Origin of the sequence: Akkermansia sp. NBRC 115031 (genome assembly GCF_030268505.1) — a bacterium.
GTDB lineage: Bacteria > Verrucomicrobiota > Verrucomicrobiia > Verrucomicrobiales > Akkermansiaceae > Akkermansia > Akkermansia massiliensis.
Window position 1 is genome coordinate 1 of the sequence record NZ_BSQU01000013.1, and the last position, 5,800, is coordinate 5,800.

The following is a 5,800-nucleotide window of genomic DNA, read 5'->3' on the forward strand; positions in this document are numbered from 1 at the left end:
GAACAAGCCCCGCCAGTTGAGGAACTGGCGGGGCCTGATGAAAAAAAATCCCGGCGGCGACCTACTCTTGCGGGACCTATCGTCCGACTACCATTGGCGCGGCAGCGTTTCACTTCCGGGTTCGGAACGGGACCGGGTGGGACCACTGCGCTCTGGCCACCGGGCTTCAGGGGGAAGAGTTTTTCATTTTCTTCATCCTGCCTGCCCGGGAGCCCTTGGGGGGCTTTGAGGGGGATTTTTTAAGGGTTGTTGTGTGTGTGGCTAAGAAGATTTCCTCTCGTTACGAGGGGAAGGAATCAGCGTAAACTGACATCTGCGTGGCTGGTGGTGTTACTTTTAAACATACATCCAATGAACAAGACAACAGCAAGTTGTTATTCACGAACGGGAGTGATGTAATATGATGAAGTCTATTGGTGATTAGTATCGCTTGGCTCAATACATTGCTGCACTTACACCTGCGACCTATCAACGTGGTGGTCTTCCACGAACCTATAGGGAAAACTCATCTTGGGATGGGCTTGGCGCTTAGATGCTTTCAGCGCTTATCCCGTCCGCACTTAGCTACTCGGCCATGCACTTGACAGTACAACCGATGCACCAGTGGTGCGTCAGACCCGGTCCTCTCGTACTAAGGTCTGAACCCCTCAATTTTCCAACGCCCACAGAGGATAGAGGACCGAACTGTCTCGCGACGTTCTGAACCCAGCTCGCGTGCCGCTTTAACCGGCGAACAGCCGGACCCTTGGGACCTTCTCCAGCCCCAGGATGCGACGAGCCGACATCGAGGTGCCAAACCACGCCGTCGATATGAACTCTTGGGCGTGATCAGCCTGTTATCCCTAAGGTACCTTTTATCCGTTGAGCGACGGCAATTCCACTTTCTACCGCCGGATCACTTGGGCCTGCTTTCGCATCTGCTCGACTTGTTGGTCTCACAGTTAGGCGGGCTTATGCCCATGCACTCGACACCCGGTTGCCAACCGGGCTGAGCCCACCTTCGCGCTCCTCCGTTACTCTTTGGGAGGATACCGCCCCAGTAAAACTGACCGGCTGACACGGTCCTCTGGCCGGATTCACGGCTCAGGGTTAGATCCTCCAGTTTCAAAGGGTGGTGTCTCATTGATGACTCCGACGCCCCCTAAAGGGCGTCTTCAGCGTCTCCCACTTACTCTGAGCATTAAAACCGAAGAAACAATGACAGCTTACAGTTAAGGTCTATAGGGTCTTTCCGTCCTTCTGCGGGTAGGCGGCATCTTCACCGCCACTACAATTTCACTGAGCGCCTGGTTGAGACAGTGCCCAACTCGTTTCACGATTCGTGCAGGTCGGAACTTACCCGACAAGGAATTTCGCTACCTTAGGACCGTTATAGTTACGGCCGACATTCACCGGGACTTGGGTTCAGAGCTTCGCCTTGCGGCTAACCCCTTGCCTTAATCTTTCGGCATTGGTCACGTGTCACACCCTATACTTCGACTTGCGTCTTTGCAGAGTGCTGTGTTTTTGATAAACAGTCGGTTGGGCCATTTCTCTGCGGCCTGCATCGCTGCAGGCACCCCTTCTTCCGAAGTTACGGGGCTAATTTGCCGAGTTCCTTAACCAGGTTTCACTCTTACGCCTTGGTATATTCTACCCACCCACCTGTGTCGGTTTGCGGTACGGGTCGCTTAGCATACGCTGGGGCTTTTCTTGGCACTCGATCCAATGATGCGCTGAGTCCGTGGACTCAACTCGGAATTCAATAACCTAGTCATCTTTTCTCATGCGTCCCCCCAGTTTAAGGGTCGCGAGCTCAGGATTATTAACCTGATATCCATCGCCTACGCCTCTCGGCCTCGGCTTAGGTCCCGGCTAACCCAGGGACGAAACACGTTGCCCTGGAAACCTCGGGTTTACGGCGGCCGGGGATTTCACCCGGCTTTACGTTACTCATGTCTGCATACTCACTTGCATGTGCTCCAGGGTCAGTCGCCATCACCCTTCAACGCGCATGCAACGCTCTTCTACCACTCTACCATAAGGTAAAGTCCAGAGCTTCGGTATAACGCTTGATCGCCAATCATTTTCGGCGCAGGATCACTCGATGAGTAAGCTATTACGCATTTTTTAAATGGTGGCTGCTTCTAAGCCAACATCCTCACTGTCTGTGTAATCCCACATCCTTTCCACTGAGCGTTATTTAGGCACCTTAGCTGCTGGTCTGGGTTGTTTCCCTCTCGACAATGAAGCTTATCCCCCACTGTCTCACTGCCACGTTCCATTGCACGGTATTCGGAGTTTGATAAGGTTTGGTAAGCGGGTGTGCCCCCTAGCCTTGTCAGTGCTCTACCCCCGCGCATCAGCACGTGACGCTGCACCTAAATGCATTTCGAAGAGAACCAGCTATCACGGGGTTTGATTAGCCTTTCACTCCTACCCTCAGCTCATCAGAGAACTTTTCAACGTTCACCTGTTCGGTCCTCCACATGGTTTTACCCATGCTTCAACCTGGCCAAGGGTAGGTCACCTCCGCTTCGGGTCCAGTACCTGCGACTTAATTCGCCCTATTCGGACTTGCTTTCGCTGCGACTCCGGGCCGGAAGCCCTTAGTCTTGCCACAAACACTGACTCGCAGACTCATTAAACAAAAGGCACGCCATCGCAGATTGCTCTGCTCTGACACTTTGTAGACATACGGTTTCAGGTTCTATTTCACTCCGCTCACAGCGGTTCTTTTCACCTTTCCCTCGCGGTACTTGTTCACTATCGGTCGCCAACTAGTATTTAGCCTTGCGCGGTGGTCCGCGCTGATTCATACATCGTTCCACGTGTGATGTATTACTCAGGATCCCACTAATTCCCACGCTGGATTTCGTCTACAGGGCTTTCACCTTCTACGGCCAGCCTTTCCAGGCTGTTCTACTATCCAGTATGGTCGAATATCTCGTGGTCCTACAACCCCGAAGGAGTACCTTCGGTTTGGGCTCCATCCGCTTTCGCTCGCCACTACTTACGGAATCGATTTCTCTTTCTTTTCCTCCGCTTACTGAGATGTTTCACTTCAGCGGGTTTCGCGTTTCATACCCTATGTATTCAGGTATGAACGATCGAGTATTGCCTCGATCAGGTTACCCCATTCGGATACCCCCGGATCATCGCTTGCTTGCAGCTTCCCGAGGATTTTCGCAGCTTGCCGCGTCCTTCTTCGCCTGTTGGCACCAAGGCATTCACCGTACGCCCTTACTTACTTCATCATATTGCAAAAGTTTTTTACCACTTCCACAATACCACAAAGCCCTTTCGTGACTTACTGTATTGTCTTATTTCTTGGTATGCATGTTTTAAATTGTGTATTGTAGTTGTTTTTCAACTACCCACTTTGTTGGAAAGCAATTGCTTCTCAGCAATTGTTTTCTTTGCCACGCAGATGTCAATTTTCGCTTTCCCTCAATAATCGATTTTTTTTGGTGGGCCTGACAGGACTTGAACCTGTGACCCCGCGCTTATCAAGCGCGTGCTCTAACCAACTGAGCTACAGGCCCGGTTTTGGGTCTCTGAGAGACAGTTACCAAATACTAAAGTTTAGTTACTAAAGTTTCCGGCTCCCGCCTTCTTACCGAAACTGGTGGAGGCACGGGGACTCGAACCCCGGACATCCAGCTTGCAAAGCTGGCGCTCTACCAACTGAGCTATACCCCCAGTTGCGGTTCTTTTTGAAAAAAGGTCGTCACGCACGTCGTGCCTAGTTTCGCTCCAAGCGAACTGGCTGTTTACACATCTTTGGTTCGTTGCGGGCCCTCGCGGGTTCCGCTCTCTCTTCCCTCGGGAAGAGATCCGACCTGTGCATTTTTCATGCACTTTCTCCATAGAAAGGAGGTGATCCAGCCGCAGGTTCCCCTACGGCTACCTTGTTACGACTTCATCCCAGTTACCAGTCTCACCTTAGGACCCTGCCTCCTTGCGGTTGGCTTCAGATACTTCGGGTGCGACCGGCTTCCATGATGTGACGGGCGGTGTGTACAAGACCCGGGAACGTATTCACGGCGCCGTAGCTGATGCGCCATTACTAGCGATTCCGGCTTCGTGTAGGCGGGTTGCAGCCTACAGTCCGAACTGGGCCCAGTTTTCAGGATTTCCTCCGCCTCGCGGCTTCGGCCCCCTCTGTACTGGGCATTGTAGTACGTGTGCAGCCCTGGGCATAAGGGCCATACTGACCTGACGTCGTCCCCACCTTCCTCCCAGTTGATCTGGGCAGTCTCGCCAGAGTCCCCACCTTTACGTGCTGGTAACTGGCAACAGGGGTTGCGCTCGTTGCTGGACTTAACCAAACATCTCACGACACGAGCTGACGACGGCCATGCAGCACCTGTGTAACGCCTCCGAAGAGTCGCATGCTTTCACATGTTGTTCATTACATGTCAAGCCCAGGTAAGGTTCTTCGCGTTGCATCGAATTAAGCCACATACTCCACCGCTTGTGCGGGTCCCCGTCAATTTCTTTGAGTTTTAATCTTGCGACCGTACTCCCCAGGCGGCACGCTTAACGCGTTAGCTCCGGCACGCAGGGGGTCGATTCCCCGCACACCAAGCGTGCACCGTTTACTGCCAGGACTACAGGGGTATCTAATCCCTTTCGCTCCCCTGGCCTTCGTGCCTCAGCGTCAGTTAATGTCCAGGAACCCGCCTTCGCCACGAGTGTTCCTCTCGATATCTACGCATTTCACTGCTACACCGAGAATTCCGGTTCCCCCTCCATTACTCTAGTCTCGCAGTATCATGTGCAGTCCGGGGGTTGAGCCCCCGCCTTTCACACACGACTTACGAAACCGCCTACGCACGCTTTACGCCCAGTGATTCCGAACAACGCTTGAGACCTCTGTATTACCGCGGCTGCTGGCACAGAGTTAGCCGTCTCTTCCTCTTGTGGTACTATCTTTTTAATTTGCTCCCACATGACAGGGGTTTACAATCCGAAGACCTTCATTCCCCCACGCGGCGTCGCACCATCAGGGTTTCCCCCATTGTGAATGATTCTCGACTGCTGCCACCCGTAGGTGTCTGGACCGTGTCTCAGTTCCAGTGTGGCCGGACATCCTCTCAGACCGGCTACCCGTCATCGCCTTGGTGAGCCGTTACCTCACCAACTAACTAATAGGACGCGAGCCCATCCCCAAGCGCATTGCTGCTTTAATCTTGCGATTTTATGCGGTATTAATCCCAGTTTCCCGGGGCTATCCCACTCTTGGGGGCAGGTTACTCACGTGTTACTCACCCGTGCGCCACTAGAGAATTATTAGCAAGCTAGCAATTCTCTCGTTCGACTTGCATGTCTTATCCACGCCGCCAGCGTTCGTTCTGAGCCAGAATCAAACTCTCCATCAAATATAATTTTTGAAATTGCTGGACCAAATGGAATCTTTCGATTTCATCTGCGCCATGCTTCAGTCAGCTCTTCCCTCAAGTTGTGTCTCTTGAGGTCCTCTTCGCTCTGCCAAGCACGGCGCGCGTCACGACCTTTTTTCTTTCCCCTTGCTTCTACCAATCCGCCCCTCTCGGAGCTAGGTCGCTCCTTCGGGTTTTTTCTCCCTCACACGTCTCTCGACGCATTCGGGAAAACCCTCGGCGGGTTCGGTAGTCATTCCCTTGAAATCTTCTTATCGGCCCCTTTAATGAGGCTCTTCCGGGTGGCCGGCCCCAGCTTCATTCAGGCCCTCTTCCGAGTCCCTCCTGCCGCCGGGCTTTTCATCCCGTCGCCGTGTTGGCGTGCCGAGAAGTCTACCATTTTCACCTCCCTTGTCAATTTTTTTCGAGTCGTTTTT

The 5,800-nt window shown here is 53.0% G+C and carries 2 tRNA genes and 3 rRNA genes; all 5 read right to left on the reverse strand.

The window, feature by feature from the left end:
* Window positions 1–48: 48 nt before the first annotated feature.
* Window positions 49–164, reverse strand: a 5S ribosomal RNA gene (gene rrf, locus QSJ36_RS12720).
* 236 nt (window positions 165–400) lie between these two features.
* A 23S ribosomal RNA gene (locus QSJ36_RS12725) occupies window positions 401–3,236 on the reverse strand.
* A 211-nt stretch (window positions 3,237–3,447) separates the two neighbouring features.
* Window positions 3,448–3,524 (reverse strand) — tRNA-Ile (locus tag QSJ36_RS12730).
* Between the two features lie 81 nt (window positions 3,525–3,605).
* Window positions 3,606–3,681, reverse strand: a tRNA-Ala gene (locus QSJ36_RS12735).
* Window positions 3,682–3,851: 170 nt separating this feature from the next.
* Window positions 3,852–5,363, reverse strand: a 16S ribosomal RNA gene (locus tag QSJ36_RS12740).
* Together the 16S, 23S and 5S rRNA genes with 2 tRNA genes alongside form the textbook arrangement of a ribosomal RNA operon.
* Window positions 5,364–5,800: the final 437 nt, after the last annotated feature.